Origin of the sequence: Streptosporangium sp. NPDC049078, from assembly GCF_040648855.1 — a bacterium.
Taxonomy (GTDB): Bacteria; Actinomycetota; Actinomycetes; order Streptosporangiales; family Streptosporangiaceae; genus Streptosporangium.
Genome location: NZ_JBEZEL010000001.1, coordinates 349,854 through 373,157, shown reverse-complemented (window position 1 = coordinate 373,157; position 23,304 = coordinate 349,854). Strand labels below are relative to the sequence as shown.

Sequence of the window (23,304 nt, the reverse complement as noted above, 5' to 3'; positions counted from 1 at the left end):
CGGGCAGGACCGGATCATCCGGACCCGCCCGAACCATTCGGCTCGCTCGTTCGCGAGACCTCGCTCACCGGACCCGCCCGGCACTCACCGGATGATCCGGTCCTGCCCGACCCGTTCGGTGCGCCCGTCCATGAGACCTTGCTCACAGGATCCGCGGCCACCGGGCCTCGCTCACGAGGCCCTGCGGTTCGCGGTGGTGGACGACGCGGTCTGAGGCTCGGGAGCGCCGGCCGCGCGCTGCGGCGGCACCACGGGGGTGGGCCTGACCAGCCCCAGGGCGACGACCTCGTTCGCCAGCCTGGTGCGCCGGTTGGTGCCCTCCGGGATCCGGAACTTCTGGTAGAGGCGCAGGAGGTGCTGTTTGACAGCCGCCTCCGTCACCACCAGATCGTCGGCGATCTCCCTGGCCGTGGCCGGTGCGACGAACGCCTCGTCCGACAGCGCCGGACGACACAGTGACGTCAGGACATCAACCTCCCGCCTGGTCAGCTCCGGCGCCGCGGCGCGGCGGAGCTCGATCTCCGGGGCGAAGTCCTCGCGTGGCACTCCGCCGATCCTGCCTCGTGCCGCACCGAAGGACACCACGTCACCGTCGTCAAGCACCCTCCGGGCGATCGGCCGACCGTTGACCCGAGTGCCGTTGCGGGACAGGCCCAGGTCAACGACGTACAGGTAGGGTCCGCGCCGGACGAATTCCGCGTGCAGCCGGGAAACACTCGGATCGGTGAGCCGGATGTCCACTCCCCGGCCACGTCCGATCGTCGTGATCTCGGGGCGCAACGGGACCACCTCGCCTGTGTCCTCGATGCGTATGAACGGCCCCTCCACGGCAGTTCCTCCCCAGGTAGCCCGCCGTAACTATTCCTACAGCTCCGGCTTACCCAGACGAGGTGATGGGGAATCGCCTTTGCCAGAAGGAGAATCCCACGTGAAATTGGCGTGCACCTCTCGGGAGGGTTTCCGCTGCTCACAGGTAGACTTCGGGCACAGATAAGCGGAGGAAACACTTATGGCGGACAAACCCACCAAAGGTCTCGCCGATGTCGTAGCCGCATCCACAGCGCTCAGTGACATCGACGGTCAGGCCGGTCGCCTCTTCTATCGTGGCTACGACATCCACGATCTGGCGGGCCGCACCACCTTCGAAGAGACCGCCCACCTGCTCCAGTACGGCACCCTCCCCACCCGGGAGCAGCTGTCGGCGTACGGCGAGGAACTGGTTCGAGGGCGCACGCTCGGCGCGCTCGTCGAGGCCAACATCCCGGAGATCGCGGAGAAGCAGGCCCCCATGGAGGCGCTGCGCACGCTGGTCTCGCTGGCCGGAGGCGACGATCCCGACAAGGACACCAACGACCCCGAGGCGAACCTGCGCAAGGCCGCCAGGCTGACCGCACAGCAGCCGATCCTCGTCGCCCGCTACCACGCGGCCAGGACGGGCACCGCCGTTCCCGACGCGGACCCCGAGCTGAGCGTGGCCGCGAACTTCCTCCTCCAGATCACCGGCCGTACCCCCGGTGAGCGCGAGGTCGAGATCTTCGACGCCTGCCTGGTCCTGCACGCCGACCACACGATGAACGCCTCCACGTTCGCCGCCCGCGTCTGCGCCGCGACCCTGTCCGACATGCACTCGGCCGTGGTGGCGGCGATCGGCACCCTCAAGGGCCCCCTGCACGGCGGCGCCAACGAGCAGGTCATGCGCACCCTGGAGTCGCTCGACGCGGGTTCCGTCGCCCAGGCCGTACGGGACAGGCTCTCCGCGGGAGAGAAGATCATGGGCTTCGGGCACCGCGTCTACAAGACCGAGGACCCGCGGGCCACGCACCTGCGCAGGATGTCGCGGGAGCTCGGCGAGGCGTCCGGCGACGACACGTACTACCGGATGTCCAAGGAGATGGAGGAGGTCGTCTTCGAGACGAAGGGCCTCTACCCGAACGTCGACTTCTACGCGGCGACCGTCTACCACTATCTCGGCATCCCGACGGACCTGTTCACTCCCGTCTTCTCCGTGAGCCGCATGTCAGGATGGACCGCGCACGTCATCGAGCAGCACGCCGACAACCGGCTGATCCGTCCGGACAGCGAGTACATCGGCGAGCGTGACCAGAAGTGGAAGCCGATCACCGAGCGATGAGCCGGGATCAGGTGATCAGGGATCGTATGACCTGGAATCAGAGGAAATGGGATCATGCGCACCGGGATCATGTGACCCCGAATCAGAAGAACCGGGATCGGACAGGTCGGAATCGATGAGTCGGAGGCGAGAGCGAGTGATGGGCCGGTGAACGCGCGAGCGGTGAACGCGAACGAGGAGCGCTGGGGCGCGTACCCACTGGTGGCGGTCGGCGCGGTCGCCGCCATTGTCTTCGCGGTGCTGCTTGACATGCCCGAGTGGGGCGGTTTCGCCCTGGGTGCCGTCATGACGCTGGGGGCGCTGGCCAGGCTGGCCGGAGGCGGGCGGCTCGCCGTGCGCCGCAAGACGACCGACGTCCTCACCCTCGCGGGTCTCGGAATCGCGCTCATGGTGGGCGGGCTGATCCTCGAATATCCGGCGCTCATGCCGATGCGATAGGTCGGAGGAACGGGTGCGTCGCCAGGCGACGGGCCCGGTCCGATAGCCTCAACGGCCAGTGAGCCTCAAAAAGGACTGTCTGGCCAAATTAGTTCAGAAGGGGAACCACACGCATGCCCAAGATCAAGGTAGAGGGCCCCGTCGTCGAGCTTGACGGCGACGAGATGACCCGGATCATCTGGCAGTTCATCAAGGACCAGCTGATCCTTCCCTACCTCGACGTCGACCTGAAGTACTACGACCTCGGGATCGAGCACCGCGACGCCACCGACGACCAGGTGACGATCGACGCCGCGAACGCGATCAAGCAGTACGGCGTCGGCGTCAAGTGCGCCACGATCACCCCTGACGAGGCTCGGGTGGAGGAGTTCGGCCTCAAGAAGATGTGGAAGTCCCCGAACGGGACCATCCGCAACATCCTCGGCGGTGTCATCTTCCGTGAGCCGATCATCATGTCCAACGTGCCGAGGCTCGTTCCCGGCTGGACCAAGCCGATCATCATCGGCCGTCACGCGTTCGGCGACCAGTACCGCGCCACCGACCTGAAGATCCCCGGCGAGGGCAGCCTCACCCTCACCTACACCCCCAAGGACGGCTCGGAGCCGATCGAGCTCGACGTCTACGACTTCCCCGGCCCCGGCGTCGCGATGGCGATGTACAACCTGGACGAGTCGATCCGCGACTTCGCCCGCTCCTCCATGCGGTACGGCCTGTCGCGCGGTTACCCGGTCTACCTCTCCACGAAGAACACGATCATGAAGGTCTACGACGGCCGTTTCAAGGACATCTTCGCCGAGGTCTTCGAGACCGAGTTCAAGGCCGACTTCGACGCCGCCGGCATCACCTACGAGCACCGCCTCATCGACGACATGGTCGCCGCGGCGCTCAAGTGGGAGGGCGGATACGTCTGGGCCGCCAAGAACTACGACGGCGACGTCCAGTCCGACACCGTCGCGCAGGGCTTCGGCTCGCTCGGCCTGATGACCTCGGTCCTGCTCACCCCCGACGGCCGCACCGTCGAGGCCGAGGCCGCCCACGGCACGGTGACCCGCCACTACCGTGAGCACCAGAAGGGCAACCCCACCTCCACGAACCCGATCGCCTCGATCTTCGCGTGGACCCGGGGCCTGCAGCACCGCGGCAAGCTCGACAACAACCCCGCGCTGATCGACTTCGCGGAGAAGCTCGAGCAGGTCTGTGTCGAGACCGTCGAGGGCGGCCAGATGACCAAGGACCTCGCCCTGCTGGTCGGCGGCGACGCCAAGTGGCTGACCACCCAGGACTTCCTGGCGGCCCTGGACGAGAACCTGAAGAAGAAGATGGGCTGACCGGCACCCGACCGGTCTCCGGCGGCACCGGCCCTCACCCGGCCGGCACCGTCGCACGCAGAACCCGCAGGACCTGTAGAACTCGCAGGACCCGCAGAAAAGGGCCGCCCCACGGCGGCCCTTTTCCCGTTGCGGCCATGGCCCGGCACAGGGGGGCCGGTCACGACGCCGTCGCGGCCCCCAGGACGAGCGAGGCGTCGGCCGGGAGGCCGGGTACGCGGTGCGCCCGTCCGTTGACGGCGTCCACGCGGAAGAAGCCGAGGAGGTCGCCTCCCGCCTTCGCGCTCATCCTCACGACCACCTCGCGGTTGTTCAGCCAGCTCACGACCTCGGCCTCGGCGGGCCGCTTCACCTCGGGAAGCGGGAGCCGTTTGAAGACATCTCGTGATGTGGCGTCGACGATGTGGAGCCGGTGAGGCTTCTCGCCCTTCCCGGTGACGATCGCGGCGGAGTATCTCCCGCTGGGGGAGTCCGACCAGGTCCCGTACCGCTCCCGGAGCCAGGGGGAGATCTTCTCCGCCGGGGACACCTGTTCCGCGGGCAGGGATGTCAGGACGCCGGTCGTGAAGTCGGTGCGCAGACGCCGTTCGCCGAGGGTGACGGTGAAGTGGCGGCCGTTGGGGGAGACGCTCACCGCGGTGCCGTTCTCGGTGTCGGCGGGGACGAGGACCGGCGACAGATGACGCTTCACGCCGCTGCCGAGGTCATGGGCGACGTAGCGGCGCTCCGCCGCGCTGAGGTAGGCGATGCGGCGCCCGTCGCGGCTGACGGCGGGGACGAGCCGGGGGCGCTCCCCCTCGTCCCCGTGTGCGAGGCGCTGGGCGGCGTCGGGGACGCTCAGCGTCGACTCGCAGGGTTTCCGGCCCTCGCAGGCGTTGGGGCCGGGAGCGGGGCTCTCGGGGCCGCCGGGAGCCAGTGTCAGCGTCCAGCCCGCGCAGGTGACGTCTCCGGCCCGCGCCGGGGGTGCGGCGTCGCCCTCGGGACACGGTGCGGGGACCGCGTAGCGGATCACCGAGGAGGTCCGCGGAGCCTGCCACGGCGCCGGGGCGCCGCCGGGTTCCCCGCCGGCCTGTTCCCGGCCGTCGGGCGTGGAACCGTCCGGCTCCCGGCCGTCGGGCTCGGGGCTGGAGACCGCCCGTACGGGCTCCTGTGCCGCGCGGGCCTGGTTGCGCTCGCCCAGCGCCGAGTTCCACACCTCGCCCTGCTGGAGCACGATGAAGGCGGCGACCAGTCCGACCGGGACGAGCGCGGCGGCCACGGTGAGCAGGACCCCCCTGGCGCGGCGCCGCCTGAGCGTGCGCATGGACCGGGCGGAGAGATCGGGGACGGAGGCCTCACCCGCGGCGTTGGCCATCCTGGTGATCAGGCGGCTCTCACTGCCCTTGGTGAGGGTGTCGACCGCCTCGGCGATCTCCGCCTCCACGGTCTTCTCCGGCAGCCCGAGAAGGGAGGCCATCTCCGCGCGGGACCTGCCGTCGTGCAGGCAGGCGACCACGAGAAGCCGCTGCCGGGGCGGGATCCGTACCAGCGCCGTCGGCCCCGCCGCGCTCGGCCGCTGGAGGAAGCGGCGGTAGAGCGCGATCTGGGCGTGCGTGGTGGGGTTCTCCCACAGCGGCGGCGGCCAGGAGAGGGCGACGGTGTGGAAGGAACGCAGGGTGAGGCGGATGGCCTGCTCGTGGCTGCCGGTGAGGAGAAGGGCGGTGCCGACGAGGGAACGCTGATCGCGCTGTACGAACTCGCGATAACCGATATATCGGCGCATGGAAGTTTTTGCTCCGGCTTGCCTGAGGGACGTACAACGGTAGCGATCTAAGCGGCTGGAGCGCCAGATTGGGGTTAATGTCGGAAATTGGGCGGGTGGGATGCCCGTTGTTTCTCGGCGTGACACGACCGGAAGGCCGGTCGTTCCCGGAGGGAATATGAGGTCACGTCGGGATAACAGCGGGAGAGGGCGGGTCATGGCGCCGTAAAGTTTGCCACGTCGAAGATTACGAGACCGTGGGGACGATGATGCCGGATATCGCGCCACTGGAAGCGGGAGAGCCGCGCCAGCTCGGGCCGTTCCGCGTTGTCGGGCGGGTCGGCGAGGGCGGGCAGGGCGTCGTCTACCTCGGGATCAACGCCGCGGGGGAGCGGGCGGCGATCAAGTTGCTGCACGTGAAGTTCTCCGGCGACGCCATCGCGAGATCCCGGTTCGCCAGGGAGGCGAGGGCGGCCCAGCGGGTCGCCTCGTTCTGCACGGCGGGCGTGATGGACGCCGACCTCGAAGGCGACACCCCCTACATCGCGAGCGAGTACATCGAGGGCAGGTCGCTGCGCGAGGTCGTGGAGACCGACGGCCCCCTCAGGGGCGCCCCGCTGCAGCGGCTGGCGATCGGCACGGCCACCGCGCTCACCGCGATCCACCACGCCGCGATCGTGCACCGCGACTTCAAGCCCGACAACGTGCTCATCGCCGCCGACGGCCCGAGGGTCGTCGACTTCGGGATCGCCCGCATCCTCGACTCCACCGGAACGATCACCAGCCGGGCCATCGGCACCCCCGCCTACATGGCGCCCGAGCAGATCTCCGGCGCCGACGTCGGGCCGCACACCGACGTCTTCGCCTGGGGGGCGACCATCGCGTTCGCCGCGACCGGCGAGACCGTCTTCGCGGGCGGCTCGATCGCGGTGGTGCTCAACCGCATCCTCAACCACGAGATCGACCTCGGCATGCTGCCGGAGCCGCTGCGCGGCGTGGTCGGTTCGGCGCTGGCCAAGTCGCCCGCCATGCGACCCTCGGCCGACCAGCTCCTGCTCCGGCTGCTCGGCCATCCCGAGACGGCGAACGCCTCGCCCGCGATCCTCACCCAGGGCGCCCAGGTCGCCGTCCCCAAGTCCTCCCGCGACGAGCCTCGGTCTCGTACCCAGGACCGTGACCAGAGCGGTGACCGAAGCGGTGACCAGGGCCGTTCCCATGGGCAGGGCCTTTCCGACGGGCAGGGCCGTGAGCGGGGGTACGCCCGCGACGTCGGCGGTCAGGGCCGTGACGACGACGCCACCAGCCCCATGCGGACTCCGAACCCCAGGACGGGCGGTCTCCCGAACGACCCGCCTCTCCCGTCCACGGGGTTCCAGGTCCGGCATCCCGCCCACGACCGGCGTACCCACCCCGGCCACGGCGATCAGAGCGGAGGGACTCACCCGGGGCAGGGAAGCCGGACCGGGGCCGGCCAGGACGAGCGCCGCGCACCCACCGACCACGGCGGGCCCTCACACGTCCCCACATCCCCGGAGTACCCGTCCCTCCCGGACCACCGCGCTCCCGAGTCGTATCCCCCGGAGTATCCGTCCTTCCCCGGCCACCGCGCTCCCGAGTCGTATCCTTCGGAGCGGCGCCTCCCGGACCACCGCCCGCAGGAGCACCGCTCCTCGGGCCGTCACGACCATCCGGCCTCTCCCGACCACCGGGACCGCCCGCCGTCTCCCGACCACTGGGACCGGTCCCCGTCTCCGGGGTCTCCCGGGTACGTGGGGTACGCCGGGGAGGTGCCGCCGCCCAGCTGGCAGGCGGCCACGATCTCCGACGGGACACCGAAGACGCAGAAGACGCCGCGCCGCCCGCGTGGGAGGCGCTGGATCGCCGCCGCGGTGGCCGTGCTGCTGCTCGCCGCCGGGGCGGTCGCCGCCTACCGGTGGTGGCCGAGGCCCGTCGACAAGGGCGGGCCGGAGGAACCGGTCCCGACGGCGTTCACCTCCGTGGCGGACAAGGCCGCCAAGACCGGCAAACTCGTCATCGGCCTGCGCGACTCCCTGCCCGGCATCGCGCTGAAGAACCAGGGCAGGTGGAGCGGCTTCGAGGTCGACCTCGCCCTTGAGATCGCCAAGGCGCTGGGGGTGCCGGAGAGCGGCGTCACCTTCCGGGCCACCGCCCGTCCCGACCGGCCGAAACTGTTGGCGAACGGTGACGTCGACCTCGTCCTGGCCACGTACTCGATCAACGACACCGACGACGTCACCTTCGCGGGGCCGTACTACCTCGCCCACGTCGACGCCCTCGTCAAGGACGGCTCGCCGATCGTGACCGTGAAGGGCCTGGAGGGCAGCCGGATGTGCCAGCCGGACTTCAGCGCGGCCGTGGCGGTCCTGCAGGGCGCGGTGGAGCGGCTCACGCTGGTTCCCGCGAAGACCTACTCCGACTGCGTCAACAAGCTGGCCGCCGACGAGGTCGACGCGATCCCCGGTGACGACCTGCTGCTCGCCGGTTTCGGCAACCGGGAGAGCATCCGCTACAAGCTGCTCGGCCTGAAGCTCACCGACGAGCGCTACGCGGTGGCGCTCAAGAGGGGCGACGTGCGCGCCTGCGAGGCCGTCAGGGGGGCGATCGCCGACCTCTACCGGAGCGGCACGGTCCGTAAGCTGCTCGACAAGCACTTCTCCAAGGTCGAGTTCCCTGAGCGGGAGAACAACCTCCCCACCATGGCCCCCTGCTCCTGACGCGCCGTCACACGACCTCGCCGGGGAAACCGGACCCGGAGGGAGCCGGTCACCCGGTCGTGACATTCGGCCGACGTCCGGAGACGGGCCGGCGGTCCACCGGTGGACACCGGCGTCCACCGGCGTCCATCGGTGGATGGACGTACGGAGGTGCTCTCACCCACGGTCGGCGGGGCGTTCGTCGCACCGGTCCTGCCGCTCGGAGGGCCGATCAGGGCACTCGCCGGACGGTCGTCCGCGGTGGACGGGTAGCATCCGAGCGTCACAATTCATCCTTCGAGTGGGGGAAGGTCATGGCCCAGACTCCCGTAAAGGTCACCGTCACCGGCGCCGCCGGTCAGATCGGCTACGCGTTGCTTTTCCGCATCGCCTCGGGCCAGTTGCTGGGCGCTGACGTCCCGGTCAAGCTGAGCCTCCTGGAGATCCCGCAGGCCGTGAAGGCCGCGGAGGGCACCGCGATGGAGCTCGACGACTGCGCGTTCCCGCTGCTCAGCGGCATCGAGGTCACCGACGACCCGAACGTGGCGTTCAGCGGCGCCAACATCGCGCTGCTGGTCGGGGCCCGTCCCCGCAGCAAGGGCATGGAGCGCGGTGACCTCCTCCAGGCCAACGGCGGCATCTTCGGCCCGCAGGGCAAGGCGATCAACGACAACGCGGCGGACGACATCCGCGTGCTGGTGGTCGGCAACCCGGCCAACACCAACGCGCTCATCGCCCAGCAGCACGCCCCGGACGTCCCGGCCGAGCGCTTCAGCGCGATGATGCGTCTCGACCACAACCGCGCGATCTCCCAGCTCGCCGCCAAGCTCCAGGTCCCGGTCTCCGAGATCAGGAAGATGACCGTCTGGGGCAACCACTCGGCCACTCAGTACCCCGACCTCTTCCACACCGAGGTCGGCGGCAAGATCGCCGCTGAGCTGGTCGACGACGCCTGGCTGCGTGACACCTTCATCCCCACCGTCGCCAAGCGCGGCGCCGCGATCATCGAGGCCCGGGGCGCGTCCTCGGCCGCCTCCGCCGCCAACGCGGCGATCGACCACGTCTTCGACTGGGTCAACGGCACCGACTGGACCTCGGCGGCGATCCCCTCCGACGGCTCGTACGGCGTTCCCGAGGGGCTCATCTCGTCCTTCCCCGTCGCCTCGCGCGACGGAAAGTGGGAGATCGTCCAGGGGTTGGAGATCGACGCCTTCTCGCGCGAGCGCATCGACGCCACGGTGCGCGAGCTGGAGGAGGAGCGTTCCGCGGTGCGCGAGCTCGGTCTGGTCTGAGCGGCCACGCGGCCAGGCGGTTTTCGATCCGAGCACCTGCACGTTCTCCGGTCCGAGCCCGTCACGCGGTCTTCGACCTGAGCCGCCCCGCGAACGGGGCCCCGGCACGTGCCGGGGCCCCGTTCGCGTTCCCGGCCCTTTCTCCGCGCGGCGGCGGGAGGTTCCCCCGCGCGGAGACGGGAGGCTCCTTCGCGGTGCGGACGGCGAGGGGAGAAAGCGGCGTGTCGATCGTCGCGGAGCGGCGTGACCCGGCGTTCAATGATCACTTGTGGCCGGGGGATCGGTGTTCAGGGAGTACGCCGCGGTGAGGGTCGTCGCCGGGGTGATCTGTCTCGCGCTCGTCGCGACACCTCGGGGAGCGTTCGCCTCGCCAGGGGACGACACCTGGGGGGCCGCCGACCTGTCGGTTCGGCTCACGGCCTCCCCGAAGCGCGCGCAGCCGGGGCAGCCGATCACCTACCGGGCCGAGGTGCGCAACGACGGGCCGGGGGACGCGGTGCTTCCGCTGCTCACCGTCCGGTTGCCGGAAGAGGTGGCGGTGATCGGCGTGAACGTCGCCGAGTGCCGTCCCGGCGCGGTGGCAGGGGAGGTGGTCTGCCCCTCGGTGAAGGATGTCATGGCAGGTCAGGCCGGTGGGGTGACGATCACGGGGCTGGTGAGGTCCGGCGCGAGGGGGCCGCTGAGGGCGAGCGCGACGATCTCCTCCGAGGTCGTGGACGACGACGAGACGGACAATGTCTCCGAGACGCTGACCGAGGTGGACGAGGGTACGGATCTGGCGGTCCGGTTGTCGCGGGTGGCGCGTACGACGCGGGCGGGCCGCCTGGTGACCGTGGCCGCGGTGGTGCGCAACCGGGGACCGCGGCGCGTCCACGACGCGGGGGTCCTCTTCGACACCGGCGGGGCGCGCCTCATGTCGGCGAGGGGGGCGCGCTGCGACTCCCTCCCCGCCTATGTCGGGTGCAGGCTTCGTACGGTCGGCGCGGGCAGGCGGGTGAGCTTCACGCTCGCCTTCGTGGCCCGCGCGCACGCGCCCAGGGCCGAGGCGACCGTCTACTCTCTTCGGCTGGGCGACCGCCGTCCCGCCAACAACACGGCTCGCCTCCGCTTGAGGTAGGCGTGGCCGCCCGGCCGCACGTTTCCATGGACGGCGGCAGACGGCGGCAGACGAGGGCAGACGAGGGTGCTGTGTCAGCCGCGCAGGGCGGCCCAGGCGTCGGCGACGACGTCGCGGATCGACGGGTGCTCGGGCTTCCAGCCGAGCTCACGCTGGATCTTGGCGGACGAGGCGACCAGCACGGCCGGGTCACCGGCGCGGCGCTCGCGCACGACCGCGGGGATCTCGTGGCCGGTGACCTCACGGCAGACCGACAGCACCTCCTGCACGGAGAAGCCCGTCCCGCTGCCCAGGTTGTAGATCTTGTGCTCGCCCGCCGAGCAGGCGTCCAGTGCCAGCAGGTGGGCTTCGGCGAGGTCGGCCACGTGGATGTAGTCGCGCACGCATGTGCCGTCGGGAGTGGGGTAATCCGTGCCGAACACGCTGACCGACTCGCGACCGCCGAGTGCGACGGCGAGGACGTTGGGGATCAGGTGGGTCTCCACGGTGTGACGCTCGCGGTAGACGCCGCCGTCCGCGGCGGTGTATGCGCCGCCCACGTTGAAGTAGCGCAGGCTCACCGCGGCCAGGCCGTACAGTCCGGCGAACGCGCTCAGCGCGGTGTCGACCGCGAGCTTGGACGCGCCGTAGGGGTTGGTCGGCCGGGTCGGGTCGGTCTCCTCGATCGGGGAGCGCTCCGGCTCGCCGTACGTCGCGGCGGTGGAGGAGAAGACGATCCGTCCCACTCCCGCGCTCCGCATGGCGTCGAGCAGGGCGAGGGTGCCGCCGAGGTTGTGCGCCCAGTAGAGGTCCGGCCGTTCCACCGACTCGCCGACGAGGGACTTCGCCGCGAAGTGGAGCACGCCGTCCATGCCGGTCAGCAGGCCGGCGGCCTCGGTGATCGACCCTTCGACGAAACGGGCGCCCGGTGGCACCGCGTCGGCGTGGCCGGTGGAGAGGTCGTCCAGCACGGTGACCTCGTGGCCCGCCTCGACGAGTCGCGCCGCCACGACGCCGCCGATGTATCCGGCGCCTCCGGTGACGAGCAGCTTCACGGGGCCTCCTGTTTGATGATGTTTGTACTTGTTTACTTTTGTAAGTCTGTTGCCAGCATATGCTGGCACATCAAATATCGACCACCGCCGGAACGGGCGACCGCCATGACGGAGACGATCTCGTGAACAGCGTCCTGGCGAACATCGCCTTGGTCATGCTCTTCGTACTGATCGGGGGATTCTTCGCCGCGGCCGAGATGGCCATGGTCTCCCTCAGGGAGAGCCAGGTCAGGCGGCTCGACACCCAGGGCCGCAGGGGGGCGAGGGCGGCGAAGCTCGCTCGCGACCCCAACCGCTTCCTGTCCGCCGTGCAGATCGGCGTCACCGTGGCGACCATGCTCTCGGCCGCCTTCGGCGCCGACACCCTCGCCCAGGACCTCATCCCCGTGGTGACCGGCTGGGGGACGCCCGAGGCCGTGGCGGCCCCGCTCTCCCTGGTGCTGGTGACGCTGGCGATCTCGTACGCCTCGCTCGTCCTCGGCGAGCTGGTCCCCAAGCGCATCGCCCGGCAGCGCGCCGAGGGGATCTCCCTGCTGGTCGCGCCGTTCCTCGACCGGATGGCCCTGCTGTCGCGGCCGATCATCTGGACGCTGTCCAAGTCCACCGACGGGGTCGTCAAGCTGCTCGGCGGCGACCCCCGTGCCGACCGCGAGGAGATCTCCACCGAGGAGTTGCGCGACATGGTGGTGGGTCACCACGAACTCACCGCCGACGAGCGCCATCTGATCGGGGAGGTCTTCGCGGCGGGCAAGCGGCAGCTGCGCGAGGTGATGCTGCCGCGCACCGAGGTGGAGTTCATGTCCGTCGACACGCGGCTGGCCGAGGCGGCGGTGCTGGCCGCGGCCATGCCGCACTCCCGCTTTCCCGTCTATCGCGACTCCTACGATGACATCGTGGGCTTCGTCCACATCCGCGACCTGCTCGACCCGGTGCTGACCGGGTCCATCGAGCCGATCAGCGAGCTGGTGCCGATCCGCCCGGTCAAGCTGGTCCCCACCAGCAAGCGGCTGATGGCGACGCTGTCGGAGATGCGCAAGGAGGGGCACCACCTGGCGATCGTGGTCGACGAGTACGGCGGAACGGCGGGCATCGTCACCCTGGAGGACCTCGTCGAGGAGCTGATCGGCGACATCCGCGACGAGCACGACGTGGCGGACGAGCACGTCGCACTGCCCGCGGGAGAGGTCGAGCTCGACGGTCTGGCCAACCTCGACGAGGTGGCGGCCGAGACCGGGATCCGACTGCCCGACGGTCCGTACGAGACCCTCGGCGGGTTCGTCATGGGAGCGCTCGGACACCTTCCCGCGCTGGGGGATCGGGTGGAGATCCCGGGGTTCGACCTCACGGTCACCGACATGGACGGCCGCAGGGTCTCCCGGGTCAGGATCAAGCGGAGCGCGCCGAGGCAGGAGGCGCCGCCCGCCTCCGAGGGCTGAGCCTCGCGAACCAAGCACTCCCGACAGCTGACAGAATTGGCTGCTATGGCCAGTCCTCGTGTCCTGTCGGGAATCCAGCCGACCGCAGACTCCTTCCACCTGGGAAACTACCTCGGTGCCATCAGGCAGTACGTCGCCATGCAGGAGGGGTACGACGCGTTCTACTGCGTCGTCGACCTGCACGCGATCACCGTGGACTACCAGCCGGAGGTGCTGCGCAGGCGCTCCAGGGTCGCCGCGGCCCAGCTCTTCGCCGCGGGTCTCGACCCCGAGCGCTCCACGGTCTTCGTGCAGAGCCACGTCCGCGAGCACACCGAGCTGGCCTGGGTGCTGATCTGCCTCACCGGGATGGGCGAGGCCGGGCGGATGACCCAGTTCAAGGACAAGGCGGCGAAGGCCGGTGAGAGCTCGGCCAGTGTCGGGCTGTTCACCTACCCGATCCTGCAGGCGGCCGACATCCTGCTCTACCAGGCCAACCAGGTGCCGGTCGGCGCCGACCAGAAGCAGCACCTGGAGCTCACCCGCGACCTCGCGCAGCGCTTCAACCACCGCTTCGGCGAGACCTTCACGCTGCCGGACCCGCACATCGTCAAGGGGGTCGAGAAGATCACCGACCTCCAGGAGCCCACCGCGAAGATGTCGAAGTCCTCCTCCTCGCCCACCGGGATCCTGGACCTGCTGGAGCAGCCGGGGCCGCTCCGCAAGAAGATCATGCGTGCGGTCACCGACACCGGCTCCGAGGTCCTCGCCGACGACGAGAACAAGCCCGGCGTCACCAACCTGCTGCGCATCCAGTCCGCGCTGAGCGGCGTCCCGATCCCCGAGCTGGAGGCGCGCTACGCCGGGCAGGGGTACGGCACGTTCAAGAAGGACGTGGCCGAGGTGGTGATCGACACCTTCACCCCGATTCGCGAGCGCACCGAGAAGCTGCTCGCCAACGAGGCGGAGCTCGACCGGATGCTCGCCGTCGGGGCGACCAGGGCCCGCGCGGTGGCCGCCGAGACCATGGCCAAGGTGCGTGACCGGGTGGGCTTCCTGCCCACTTCATGATCTTCCGTCGCGGTCCGGGCGGTGTTCTCAGCCGGACCGCGACGCCTCCACACGGCCCCGACGACCTTCCTTCGCACGGGTTCGGGCGGCCTCCCGCCCGCTGCGTGATCTCTCGTGTACGCACGGCTGTTTTTTCGCCGCCGTTCACGATCGGGACGGCGGTGATTGGGTAGGGGGCGCACGTGACAAGCGTGCTGGAACGTATCCAATCGGCCCGTGAGCGGTTCGGGAGGGCGTTTGGTGCGGCCCGGATCAGGTGGCGCTGGCTGGATCATCTGGTCAGGACCTTCCAGCGCTACCAGATCCAGTCCGGTGACCGGCTCGCCGGAGCGGTCAGCTACTTCGCCTTCCTGTCGTTCTTCCCGATCATCGCGCTCGCCTTCGCGGTCTTCGGCTATTTCCTCTCCGTCAGGCCCGACGCCATCGTGACCCTGCAGACGGCGATCAACCAGTATCTGCCGGGCCTCGCCGACAAGCTGCCGATCCAGCAGATCGCCGAGTCCCGGACCAGTGCCGGGATCATCGGCCTGCTCGGGCTCCTCTACGCCGGACTCGGCGCGATCGACGCGCTGCGCGGCGCGTTGCGCGAGATCTTCATGACGACCGAGGCGCCGCTCAACTTCGTCCTGGCCAAGCTGAGGGATCTGGCCGCGCTCCTGCTCATCGGCACCACGCTGGTGTTGTCGGTGCTGATCGGGGGGTTCGCCACCCAGGCGAGCGGGGTCGTGGCCGGGTGGCTCGGTCTGGCGGGTTCGCCGGTGGCCACCGTCACGATCTGGCTGGCGGGGCTCGCGGTGAGCGTGCTCACCGACGTCGTCGTCTTCCTGGTCATCCTGCGCTGGCTGGGCCGCTCCAGGCAGCCGTTGCGGGTGCTGCTGCGCGGCGCGCTGTTCGGCGCGCTCGGTTTCGCCGCGCTCAAGCAACTCGCCGTGCTGATCCTTTCCGGCACCCTGAACAATCCCGTCTACGGGGTGTTCGCCGTGGTCGTCGGCCTGCTGGTCTGGCTCAACCTCTCGGCCCGGGTGATCATGTACGCCGCCGCCTGGACCGCCACCGCGTCCCTCGGCCCTCCGCCCGACCCCACCCCGGTCCCGACGACCGCCCTCCGCGCCTGATCCTCCGCAATCCCGCGAGCTCCGCCGCTCGCTATATCTTGTTCCCCGATATATGTTGTCAGGCATGACTCCGAGAGTGATGACGGAGCCCGCGTTTCTCATCCTCACCGCGCTGGTCGCCGAGCCGTGTCACGGCTACGGCATCGTGCGGGAGGTCGAGGAACTGTCCGGCGGGCGGGTTCGGCTCAAGGTCGGCACGCTTTACGGCGTGCTCGACCGGTTGGCGGGCGACGGGCTGGTGGCTCTCGACCGCGAGGAGGTCCAGCAGGGACGGCTGCGCCGTTACTACCGGATCACCGACTCCGGTTCACGGACGCTGGAGGCCGAGGCCGTCCGGCTCGCGGAGAACGCGAGGACCGCCGTCGACCGTCTCCGCGCCCGGCAGGGCCGCCCCTCCGTCGCGGGAGGCCCCGCGTGAGGGAGAACGAGAACGCCCATGCGAAAGCGGGCGAGGACGTCCACGTGAGGGAGAGCGGGGACGCCCACGTGAAAGCGGGCGAGGAAACTCGCATGGGGGAGAGCGGGGGCGACGGTGCGCCGACGAGCCTGCTGGAAAGGCGCTACCGCCACTGGCTGCGCCTGCTGCCCGCCTCCTACCGCGCCGAGCGCGAGGAGGAGATGGTCTCGGTGTTCCTGGAGGGCTCGCCCGGCGTCTCCGACGCAGACGGGCCCCGGCCGCGCTGGTCGGAGATCGCCAGCGTGGCCGTGCTCGCGGTCCGGGTCCGCCTCGGGGGAGCGGGTGGCGCGGAGCCCGGATTCCTCGCGTGGGGCGAGACGGTCCGCCTGACGGCCCTGCTGGGACTGGGCCTCCAGGCGTTCCTCGGCGTCCTGACCGCCGTGGTCGCCCTGCGTGCGTACGGGATGATCGGCACGGCCGAGCCCCTGCTCGCACAGGCGGCGGGGCCGGCGGGGTCGCCTGAGCGGCTCGCGAACATCCTGGGGGTTCTCACCGGTCCCCTGTGGTTCGCCCCGTTCGCGGCGCTCCTCCTCGGTCACCCCCGCGCGGCCAGAACGCTGGCGCTTGTCGCGCTCGCGGCGGGGCTGCCGATTCTGGTCCAGACGTCCCTGAACGGCTTCCCCGGGCTCGCGCTCGCCGGCCTGCCGGCCCCCCTGGTCACCGTGACGGCCCTGTGGGCCGGTTTCCAGCGGGACTCGCGCCCCGCGCGGCGGTCACCGTGGCTTCTGCTCCCTCCGCTCGCCGCCGGTGTCGCCGTCGCCGCGTTGTACGAGGTGATCGCGTCTCCCGCCGCGACCGTCGCCTGGGTATGGCCGTGGCTGGACGAGCTCGGCCTCAGAAGCGCGTTCGTCCTGGGGGCCGGCGTCGCGTACGTCTGCGTGCACGCGTACGCACCCGCGCGGCGCACCCCGTCGTGGCCGCTGGCTCTCGCGATCCTGGCGCTGCCGACGCTGTGTGCTCGCCTGGTCGGGCTGAGCCACCACTTCGGCTTCGCCGACGGGATAAGCCGGACCATCACCCTCGGCATGGTCGGCCAGGCGGTGCTGCTCCTCGCCCTCGTCGTCGGGGGTGTCGTCCTGGGGATGAGGATCCTTCCGGCCGCACCGGCCAGGAGCGGCAGGGGGCCGGTCGAGGGGTGAAGGGCCGCCCTTCGCGGCGGGGCCGTGCGTGCCGCCTCGGGTCGCTCCGGGGCGTAGGCGTGTCCGGAGCGGATCTCTCCGAGGGGCGCGGTGTCGCACGCGCCGCCCGGAGCGGACGTTCGCCGGGGTGGAGGCGCCGGTGCCGACTCCGATGCGCGGGATCGTGCGCGCCGCCCGGAGCGGGTCGCTCCGGGCGGCGCCGGCTCTCGTGCGGGCTCTCTTGAGGGCTCTCGTCAGCGTGCCCGGCGGGAGCGTCCGCGCAGGCCGTACGCCAGCCAGGTCAGGCCACCGAGCAGGACGGTGAGCAGCACGGCGCCGAGGGCGTAGTAGGTGGCGGGGACTCCCTCGTCGGCGGGTCTCGTGGCCGCGGCCGGGTCCTGCGCGGAGACCGGAGCGGGGAGTTCGGGGGCCGCGGCGGGGGGCGCCGAGGCGGCGGGCCCGGTGGGCAGCGGGGCGGGCTCGGGGACCGGGTCGACCAGTTGGCCGACCGGGACGACCTTGCCGCGGTTGGCGAATCCCCAGTCGAGCAGGTCGGCGACCTCCTCCCAGAAGTAGCCGTCATGCCGCATGATCGACACGATGACGGTGTGGCCGTCGCGCTTCGCCGCGCCGACGAAGCTGCCCAGGGCCTTGGAGGTCCAGCCGTTCTTGACGCCGATCATGCCCTTGTAGCGCCAGAGCAGCTTGTTGTGGTTGCCGATCTCGTAGTAGCCCTTGGGCGCCGGGAACTTGTCGGTCTTTGTGCTGATATATCGACGAAAATCGGCGTTGGCGAGGCCGGCGCGGGCGATCAGCGCCAGGTCGTAGGCCGAGCTGCTCTGACCGGGCTTGTCCAGCCCGCTCGGGGTCTTGGCCACCGTGTCGAACGCCTGCAGGCGCCTGGCCTCGGCGTTCATGTCCGCCAGGGTCGTGGCGAGGCCGCCGTTGGCCTCGGCGAGGGCCATCGCGCAGTCGTTGCCCGAGACCAGCATCAGCGCCTTGAACAGGTCCTCGACGGTGTAGAGCGGTTTGGGGACCAGGCCGACCGCGCTGCCCTCCTCGTTCACCGCGCGCCTGCTCGGCGTGATCTTCAGCTTCTTGTCCAGCTTGGGGATGAGGGTGAGGGCGGTGAGCGCCTTCAGCGTGCTCGCGGGAAGGTAGCGCCCGTGGGCGTCCTTGGCGGCCAGCACCTCACCGGTCTCGGCGTCGGCGATCACGTACGACTTCGCGGCCGTCTTGGGAGGGGCCTTCACACCCGCCGGGAGGATGAGACCTCGCCCCCCGAGCCGGGAGCCGCCGACCGGCTCCCTCTCGTGGTGCGCGGCCGCCGGAACGGCACCCGTGCGCAGGTCCGGTGAACCGGCCGCCGCGGGTGCGTCCGCGACCCGGGCCTGTGCGGGCGCGCCGAGGAGGGCGGTCGCCGCGAGCAGCACCCCGACGGGTGCGACATGTTTGATCCCCATGATGAGCTCAGGGTAGCTTCGTACCGGTTCGCATGGAGTTACAGGTGCCCTGACCAGCTGCGAACCACTCGGCGGAATACTGACACCATGCGAATAACGCGAAAGACAGCCGCTTTCCTGATCGGCCTTGCCGCTTTCATGATCTTCGAATGGATCACCCTTGGCTTCAACCTGGCGGATGGTCATCCGACGGCCTTCTACGTGGTCCACGGAATCCTGATCGCCGTCAACATCGTGCTGGCGATCGTGCTCGGTGCGATCGGCCTACGCGCTCTGGCGAAGCGTGACGAGCGTCCTTCCGTGTAGCTCGGCGGCCTCCTCGGCGGAGTCGCCGATGCTGGTGAACCCGAGCTTGCCGTATTTGGTGACCCCGCCCAGCATGTGCAGCACGTTCCCGGTGCGGCGCTCGCGGTCGAAGCCGAGGCCCTCGTCGTGGATCAGCTTGACCACCTCACCGGGCAGACGGCCGCGAAGGGAGGGCGAGGCGCAGTTGTCCGTCGCCACGTAGTGCTTCGGCCGGCCCGCGTGCACGAGCGTGTGGCTTTCCGGATCGTACGACGCGCCGGTGGTCAGGAGGGCGGCGCCGAACGGGTGGGTGGTGCCGCCGATGCGCAGGTTGATCTCGCACATCAGCGTCCGGTAACCGCCGTCGGTCTTGACGGCGAAGAAGTCGATGCCGAACAGCCCCACCACCCCGCGGCCCGCGAGGATCCTGGCGATCCGCTCGGCGTACTCGCCCAGCTCGGCCCGGTACTCCTGCCGGGCGGGGAAGCAACAGCCCTGGTAGACGTCGCCGTTGGGGCCGCCGAGGACCTGCTCGTGGGTGGCGACCACGTCGTACGAGCCGCCGGGGGTGATCCGGGCCAGCGCGCTGGGGGAGCGCAGCGGCCGGTCCTCGATGAACTCCTCGATCACCGCTCCCCGCTCGGCGACCTTCTCGGCGAACGTCGTCCAGTTCTCGTCGGAGGCGGAGAAGCTCGTGGGGCAGGAGGCGAGCGGCCGGTCGTCCTTGGTCACGATGGCGTTGCCGAGCCCCGAGTAGCTGTTGTTGAGCTTGACCATGAGCCTGCTCGCGGGCTTCATCGCGCGGGCGGCGTGTTCCACCTCGGTCAGCGAGCGCAGGTCGCCGAAGCCCCTGACCAGCGGCACCCCTGCCTCGTCGCCGATCACGCGCCCGCCGCTCTTGGAACCCAGGTGGGCGAGGGAGGTGGCGGGGCCGTAGATCGGCAGGGAGAGGATCCCCGCGAGGCGCTCCTCGTACTCGCTCACCACGAACGGCACCATCCAGGCGGGTCTGTCGTTCCTGCCCGCGTCCGAGGGGACGTCGCCCTGCGGGGGGTCGCCGAGGGCGGCACGGATGCGCGCGATCACGTCCGGGCGGCGCAGCAGCGCCTCGGTGAGCGGATGCGTGTCAGGATCATCCAAACTGATCATCCGCAGGCGGGTGCGGGCCTCGTCGGGATCGTCGAGGAAGCCCAGGTAGTAGTCCACGACCGCGCTGTCCACCGGCGTCGAGGTCAGGTAGACGACCTCGACCTTCGGCTTCCTCAGGGTGAGGAGGAGAAACAGCAGCCGCTCCTCGTAGGAGAGGGCGCCGGTGATCCTGCGCAGCTCATCCTGGGGAAGCGACAGCGAGGGGAGGACCACCAGGGTACCCTCGTCCGGTTCGAATATGCTCAAACGCGACTGCCTCTCCCCGAATGGGATGTTAGTGATCATGTGAGGAGTGAAACACGCATTCCTCCCGTTTACATCACTCCGCCGGGTTCGATGACCGGCACCTGAGGTCACGTAAATTGCCAGGTCGGCGATGTTTGGGAATGGTCCGGTGGTGACGTCCCCCCGGCACTCGCCCTCCCCCGATACGACCATCGTCTCATAGTCAATTTGGGCTATCTTTCCTGGTCATCCCGGGTCGGAAGGTGTACGAGTGGGGCATGGGGTGCCAAAACATTTGGCCTGGATGTCGGCGAGCTGCTCGGGAGGAGGGATAAAGTCGTTGTCATCGCCAACGCGACGGCTTCCCCGGGGCACCGGCCTGCCGCTCACGCGTCGGTGACCGACCAGCCCGTGCTGACGCGGCCCGTGAGACCCCACTCCGGTCCGTCGGTGCGGCGATCGCTTTTTTCGAGACTGCCTCATGGGTTTCGAGATCCTGGGCAGTTGCACGGTGCGTCGAGGATCCAGAGCCCGCCGGCGCGGATGGGACGGTGTGCAATGCGGGGGCGTAATTTGCGGGGAGAGCTCGACGCGTTCCTCGCCGGTCGTGAGCAGGAGCTCATCGCTTTCCGCCGGGATCTGCACATGCATCCCGAGCTCGCGTTCGCCGAATACCGCACGACGCAGCGCGTCGCCGAGCGCCTCACCGCCGCAGGGCTGGTCCCCTCGGTGCTGCCGCGCGGCACCGGCCTGCTCTGTGACGTCGGCAGCGGCGACGGCCCGACCGTGGCGCTGCGGGCCGACCTCGACGCGCTGCCCGTGCCCGACGAGAAGGACGTCCCCTACAGCTCGACGGTCCCCGGCGTGTGTCACGCCTGCGGGCACGACGTGCACACCACGATCCTGCTCGGCACCTCGCTCTTCCTCGCCCAGCAGGCCGAGGCCGGTCTGCTGCCCGGCAGGGTCCGGCTGATCTTCCAGCCCGCCGAGGAGCTTCCCGGCGGCGCGCTGGAGGTGATGGCCTCGGGCGGCATCAGCGGTGTGGACCGCATCTTCGGCCTGCACTGCGACCCCCGGCTGGACGTCGGCAAGGTCGGCCTCAAGGTCGGTCCGATCACCTCGGCCTGCGACAGGGTCACGATCCGGGTGAGCGGTCCCGGAGGGCACACCGCCAGGCCGCACCTCACCGCGGACCTCGTCTTCGCGCTCGCCAAGATCCTCACCGAGCTCCCCGCCGCGCTCTCGCGCCGGATCGACCCCCGTTCCTCGCTCAGCCTGGTCTGGGGCCGGGTCGAGGCGGGCTCGGTGGCCAACGCCATCCCGGACGACGGCGTCGCCGAGGGCACCGTGCGCTGCCTGGACGAGGCGGCCTGGCACGCGGCCCCCGACATGATCAAGTCGCTGCTCGAGTCGGTCGCCGGCGCGTACGGCGTCGAGGCCGAGATGGAGTACGTGCGCGGCGTGCCGCCGGTGGTCAACGACAAGGTGAGCGTGCAGATGCTCGCCGAGGCCGCCGAAGGCGTGCTCGGCGAGGGTGCCCCCGTGCCGACGGAGCAGAGTCTGGGCGGTGAGGACTTCGGCTGGTATCTGGAGTCCATCCCCGGCGCGTTCGCGAGGCTCGGCACCCGCGAGCCGGGGTCGGCGCACCTGGCCGACATCCACCAGGGCACCTTCGACGTGGACGAGAGCGCGATCGGCACCGGGGTACGTTTCCTCGCGGCGACCGCGCTCACCGCCCTGTGGGAGGGGCAGCGCCCCGTCGCGGGCGACACGCTCATGGCCGTGAACGCCGACAAGTAGCGAGTTCCTGACATCTAGTCAGACGAAAAGTCCGGACATATCCTGAGGAACCAGTCGATGGTCCCCGAAGAAGATCATCGGCTCCCGGGCGGACGCGCAGGTGTCGGCCCGTCGCGGACGTCCGGAGCTACCGACAGGTAACCCTGTCCGGTTTTTGGGTCACAAGGTGGCCTGAGCTGGATAACGGACCTGTTGCGGACTCATGCGTTGGTTTGGTCAACCCTGATGGACCAACTATCTTCCGTGCAGGGTTGCCGTGCGTCTCTTCGCGCGTGCACTGAAACGCGAAGGGAGTCCATCTTGCTTCAGAACCGATTCGGCAAGCTGGCCGCGACCGCACTGGCGGGCAGCATGCTCATGGGAGCTGCCGCGTGTGGTGGAAGCGAGGAACCGGCCACGTCGGCGCAGCCGAGCGGGGCCGCGAGCAGTGAGGCGCCGGCGGCGACGGGACCGAAGGTCGGTCTCGCGTACGACATCGGCGGGCGTGGCGACCAGTCGTTCAACGACTCCGCGGCGGCGGGCATCGACAAGGCCAAGACCGAGCTGAAGCTGGCCGAGGTCAGCGAGCTGGAGGCCGGTAACGGCGAGACCGAGGCGGCCAAGGAGGAGCGGCTCCGCCTGCTCGCCGACGGCGGCTTCAACCCGATCATCGCCGTGGGGTTCGCGTACTCCAACCCGGTGAAGAAGGTCGCGACCGAGTTCCCCGACGTCAAGTTCGCGATCGTCGACGACGCGGCGGCCGAGGCTCCCAACATCTCGAACCTGCTGTTCGCCGAGCACGAGGGCTCCTTCCTGGTCGGTGCCGCGGCGGCGCTGAAGAGCAAGAAGAACCACGTGGGCTTCGTCGGCGGCGTGCAGGTGCCGTTGATCAACAAGTTCGAGGCCGGATTCGCCGCGGGCGCCAAGGCCGTCAAGTCGGACGTGAAGATCGAGGTCAAGTACCTCACCCAGCCGCCGGACTTCACCGGCTTCAGTGACCCGGCCAAGGGCAAGACCGCGGCCGAGGGCATGTTCGACGCGGGCGCCGACGTGGTCTACCAGGCCGCGGGCGGCTCCGGTGGCGGCGTGTTCGAGGCGGCGAAGGCGGCCAAGGGCCTCGCCATCGGCGTCGACTCCGACCAGGCGAAGACCGCCGCCGCCGACCTGCAGAGCGTCATCATGACCTCCATGGTGAAGAAGGTCGACGTCGCCGTCTTCGACTTCCTGAAGAGCTTCACCACCAACCAGGTGAAGGCCGGCAGCACGATCTACGACCTCAAGGCCGACGGCGTCGACTACTCCACCACCGGTGGCCAGGTCGACGACATCAAGGCCCAGCTCGACGAGTACAAGCAGAAGATCATCTCCGGCGAGATCACCGTTCCGGACAAGACCTCCTGACCTGGTACTAATGAGGGGCCCGGCGGACATT

General features: G+C 69.9%; 19 protein-coding genes. 14 read left to right on the top strand and 5 right to left on the bottom strand.

Annotation, left to right across the window (positions count from 1 at the left end; translation table 11 throughout):
• Window positions 1-171: 171 nt before the first annotated feature.
• A complete protein-coding gene (locus tag AB0B90_RS01530; RefSeq protein ID WP_350943436.1) occupies window positions 172-828 on the bottom strand; it encodes an FHA domain-containing protein in 657 nt (218 codons plus the stop codon).
• 181 nt (window positions 829-1,009) lie between these two features.
• Between AB0B90_RS01530 and AB0B90_RS01525 the strand changes: the two genes are divergently transcribed.
• The 3 genes from AB0B90_RS01525 (at window position 1,010) to AB0B90_RS01515 (ending at window position 3,897) form a co-directional block, all read left to right on the top strand.
• The gene (locus AB0B90_RS01525; protein WP_350943438.1) at window positions 1,010-2,131 is read left to right on the top strand and encodes a citrate/2-methylcitrate synthase; all 1,122 of its coding nucleotides are present in this window, start codon (window positions 1,010-1,012) and stop codon (window positions 2,129-2,131) included.
• A gap of 147 nt (window positions 2,132-2,278) precedes the next feature.
• Entirely contained in the window at window positions 2,279-2,569 is a 291-nt protein-coding gene (locus AB0B90_RS01520) for a DUF3017 domain-containing protein (protein ID WP_350943439.1), read from the top strand.
• A 113-nt stretch (window positions 2,570-2,682) separates the two neighbouring features.
• Entirely contained in the window at window positions 2,683-3,897 is a 1,215-nt protein-coding gene (locus tag AB0B90_RS01515) for an NADP-dependent isocitrate dehydrogenase (RefSeq protein WP_350943440.1), read from the top strand.
• 160 nt (window positions 3,898-4,057) lie between these two features.
• On the opposite strand, the gene AB0B90_RS01510 is transcribed toward AB0B90_RS01515, so the two are convergent.
• Window positions 4,058-5,659: a hypothetical protein gene (locus tag AB0B90_RS01510; RefSeq protein WP_350943441.1), complete on the bottom strand. Its 1,602-nt coding sequence runs from the start codon at window positions 5,657-5,659 to the stop codon at window positions 4,058-4,060.
• A gap of 245 nt (window positions 5,660-5,904) precedes the next feature.
• On the opposite strand from AB0B90_RS01510, the gene AB0B90_RS01505 reads away from it, so the two are divergent.
• From AB0B90_RS01505 to AB0B90_RS01495, 3 genes are all read left to right on the top strand, one after another.
• Window positions 5,905-8,373 (top strand): transporter substrate-binding domain-containing protein, encoded by a 2,469-nt coding sequence (locus AB0B90_RS01505; protein WP_362920213.1) that lies wholly within the window; start codon window positions 5,905-5,907, stop codon window positions 8,371-8,373.
• 293 nt (window positions 8,374-8,666) lie between these two features.
• Window positions 8,667-9,644 carry a malate dehydrogenase gene (locus tag AB0B90_RS01500; RefSeq protein ID WP_350943443.1) on the top strand — a complete coding sequence of 326 codons (978 nt, stop codon included), beginning with the start codon at window positions 8,667-8,669 and terminating at the stop codon, window positions 9,642-9,644.
• 268 nt (window positions 9,645-9,912) lie between these two features.
• On the top strand, window positions 9,913-10,761 hold the full coding sequence (locus tag AB0B90_RS01495; RefSeq protein ID WP_350943444.1) for a hypothetical protein: 849 nt from the start codon (window positions 9,913-9,915) through the stop codon (window positions 10,759-10,761).
• A 74-nt stretch (window positions 10,762-10,835) separates the two neighbouring features.
• Here AB0B90_RS01495 and galE read toward each other — a convergent pair whose 3' ends face one another.
• Window positions 10,836-11,795 (bottom strand): UDP-glucose 4-epimerase GalE, encoded by a 960-nt coding sequence (gene galE, locus AB0B90_RS01490; protein ID WP_350943445.1) that lies wholly within the window; start codon window positions 11,793-11,795, stop codon window positions 10,836-10,838.
• A 122-nt stretch (window positions 11,796-11,917) separates the two neighbouring features.
• On the opposite strand from galE, the gene AB0B90_RS01485 reads away from it, so the two are divergent.
• The 5 genes from AB0B90_RS01485 (at window position 11,918) to AB0B90_RS01465 (ending at window position 16,992) form a co-directional block, all read left to right on the top strand.
• Window positions 11,918-13,231 carry a hemolysin family protein gene (locus AB0B90_RS01485; protein WP_362920209.1) on the top strand — a complete coding sequence of 438 codons (1,314 nt, stop codon included), beginning with the start codon at window positions 11,918-11,920 and terminating at the stop codon, window positions 13,229-13,231.
• 45 nt (window positions 13,232-13,276) lie between these two features.
• The gene (gene trpS, locus AB0B90_RS01480) at window positions 13,277-14,281 is read left to right on the top strand and encodes a tryptophan--tRNA ligase (protein ID WP_362502675.1); all 1,005 of its coding nucleotides are present in this window, start codon (window positions 13,277-13,279) and stop codon (window positions 14,279-14,281) included.
• A gap of 182 nt (window positions 14,282-14,463) precedes the next feature.
• Window positions 14,464-15,396 carry a YihY/virulence factor BrkB family protein gene (locus tag AB0B90_RS01475; RefSeq protein WP_350943448.1) on the top strand — a complete coding sequence of 311 codons (933 nt, stop codon included), beginning with the start codon at window positions 14,464-14,466 and terminating at the stop codon, window positions 15,394-15,396.
• Between the two features lie 64 nt (window positions 15,397-15,460).
• Window positions 15,461-15,814, top strand: coding sequence for a PadR family transcriptional regulator (locus AB0B90_RS01470; RefSeq protein WP_362896185.1), 354 nt, complete (start codon window positions 15,461-15,463; stop codon window positions 15,812-15,814).
• Window positions 15,811-16,992 (top strand): hypothetical protein, encoded by a 1,182-nt coding sequence (locus tag AB0B90_RS01465; RefSeq protein WP_362920207.1) that lies wholly within the window; start codon window positions 15,811-15,813, stop codon window positions 16,990-16,992. The genes AB0B90_RS01470 and AB0B90_RS01465 overlap by 4 nt, the downstream gene beginning before the upstream one ends.
• Window positions 16,993-17,225: 233 nt before the next feature.
• Here AB0B90_RS01465 and AB0B90_RS01460 read toward each other — a convergent pair whose 3' ends face one another.
• Window positions 17,226-18,434, bottom strand: a complete 1,209-nt coding sequence (locus tag AB0B90_RS01460) for a D-alanyl-D-alanine carboxypeptidase (RefSeq protein WP_362920205.1) — start codon at window positions 18,432-18,434, stop codon at window positions 17,226-17,228.
• Between the two features lie 87 nt (window positions 18,435-18,521).
• On the opposite strand from AB0B90_RS01460, the gene AB0B90_RS01455 reads away from it, so the two are divergent.
• Window positions 18,522-18,740 (top strand): SCO4848 family membrane protein, encoded by a 219-nt coding sequence (locus AB0B90_RS01455; RefSeq protein ID WP_350943452.1) that lies wholly within the window; start codon window positions 18,522-18,524, stop codon window positions 18,738-18,740.
• Here AB0B90_RS01455 and AB0B90_RS01450 read toward each other — a convergent pair.
• Entirely contained in the window at window positions 18,699-20,114 is a 1,416-nt protein-coding gene (locus AB0B90_RS01450) for a peptide ligase PGM1-related protein (protein WP_350943453.1), read from the bottom strand. The genes AB0B90_RS01455 and AB0B90_RS01450 overlap by 42 nt on opposite strands.
• A 537-nt stretch (window positions 20,115-20,651) precedes the next feature.
• On the opposite strand from AB0B90_RS01450, the gene AB0B90_RS01445 reads away from it, so the two are divergent.
• Both AB0B90_RS01445 and AB0B90_RS01440 read left to right on the top strand, forming a co-directional pair.
• A complete protein-coding gene (locus AB0B90_RS01445; RefSeq protein ID WP_350943454.1) occupies window positions 20,652-21,893 on the top strand; it encodes a M20 family metallopeptidase in 1,242 nt (413 codons plus the stop codon).
• A 300-nt stretch (window positions 21,894-22,193) separates the two neighbouring features.
• Window positions 22,194-23,273 carry a BMP family ABC transporter substrate-binding protein gene (locus tag AB0B90_RS01440; RefSeq protein WP_350943455.1) on the top strand — a complete coding sequence of 360 codons (1,080 nt, stop codon included), beginning with the start codon at window positions 22,194-22,196 and terminating at the stop codon, window positions 23,271-23,273.
• Window positions 23,274-23,304 lie beyond the last annotated feature (31 nt).

Coding starts and splice junctions, on each gene's coding strand:
- AB0B90_RS01525 (WP_350943438.1), top strand. CDS start 1,010: ATGGCGGACAAACCCACCAAAGGTCTCGCCGATGTCGTAGCCGCATCC.
- AB0B90_RS01515 (WP_350943440.1), top strand. CDS start 2,683: ATGCCCAAGATCAAGGTAGAGGGCCCCGTCGTCGAGCTTGACGGCGAC.
- AB0B90_RS01510 (WP_350943441.1), bottom strand. CDS start 5,659: ATGCGCCGATATATCGGTTATCGCGAGTTCGTACAGCGCGATCAGCGT.
- AB0B90_RS01505 (WP_362920213.1), top strand. CDS start 5,905: ATGATGCCGGATATCGCGCCACTGGAAGCGGGAGAGCCGCGCCAGCTC.
- AB0B90_RS01500 (WP_350943443.1), top strand. CDS start 8,667: ATGGCCCAGACTCCCGTAAAGGTCACCGTCACCGGCGCCGCCGGTCAG.
- trpS (WP_362502675.1), top strand. CDS start 13,277: ATGGCCAGTCCTCGTGTCCTGTCGGGAATCCAGCCGACCGCAGACTCC.
- AB0B90_RS01470 (WP_362896185.1), top strand. CDS start 15,461: ATGACTCCGAGAGTGATGACGGAGCCCGCGTTTCTCATCCTCACCGCG.
- AB0B90_RS01460 (WP_362920205.1), bottom strand. CDS start 18,434: ATGGGGATCAAACATGTCGCACCCGTCGGGGTGCTGCTCGCGGCGACC.
- AB0B90_RS01455 (WP_350943452.1), top strand. CDS start 18,522: ATGCGAATAACGCGAAAGACAGCCGCTTTCCTGATCGGCCTTGCCGCT.
- AB0B90_RS01445 (WP_350943454.1), top strand. CDS start 20,652: ATGCGGGGGCGTAATTTGCGGGGAGAGCTCGACGCGTTCCTCGCCGGT.